The sequence below is a fragment of the Legionella sp. W05-934-2 genome (assembly GCF_964199965.1).
Lineage (GTDB): Bacteria > Pseudomonadota > Gammaproteobacteria > Legionellales > Legionellaceae > JAFIFT01.
The window spans coordinates 1-493 of sequence record NZ_CAXMZT010000034.1 but is presented as its reverse complement, the minus strand read 5'-3'; the positions used below and the strand labels follow the sequence as shown (position 1 = coordinate 493).

Genomic DNA, 493 nt, shown 5'->3' with positions numbered 1-493 from the left:
CGGCTGGATCACCTCCTTAATGAAAAAGTCGGCTTTAAGGGTGTCCACACAGTTTGTCTTAAGAGAACAGCAAGAGCGCAAAGATTTTTGTAAACATATTTCCTTATACCAAGGCGCGAAAGTGTTTATGAGAGGGCGCGTACATCAGTACGCAACCGAGCAGAAACAGTTTAGCAACGCCGGATAAAGGAAAAAGCAAAAAGCATTTTACGAAGGAAAGTGTTTATGAGAGGGCGCGTACATCAGTACGCAACCGAGCAGAAACAGTTTAGCAACGCCGGATAAAGGAAAAAGCTGAAGTAAAAAAAAGGGGTCGTAGCTCAGTTGGTAGAGCGCCTGCCTTGCACGCAGGAGGTCAGGAGTTCGACTCTCCTCGGCTCCACCATCATAAATCAAAGCAATCATGCAGATCAAAACAAATTCAACTGAGTGTGTTTTAATCTGCAAAAAGCAGAAGTTCATTAACAATTAGGTAGCAAGAAACAAAGTACTT

The 493-nt window shown here is 43.4% G+C and carries 1 protein-coding gene and 1 tRNA gene; both read left to right on the top strand.

The genetic code is table 11. From position 1 onward, the window contains the following. Nucleotides 1-187 (top strand): hypothetical protein (locus tag AB3348_RS15235; RefSeq protein ID WP_367608475.1); only part of this gene is annotated, 187 nt, incomplete at its 5' end. Nucleotides 188-309: 122 nt separating this feature from the next. Then, nucleotides 310-385 (top strand) — tRNA-Ala (locus AB3348_RS15230). The last annotated feature ends 108 nt before the right edge of the window (nt 386-493 follow it).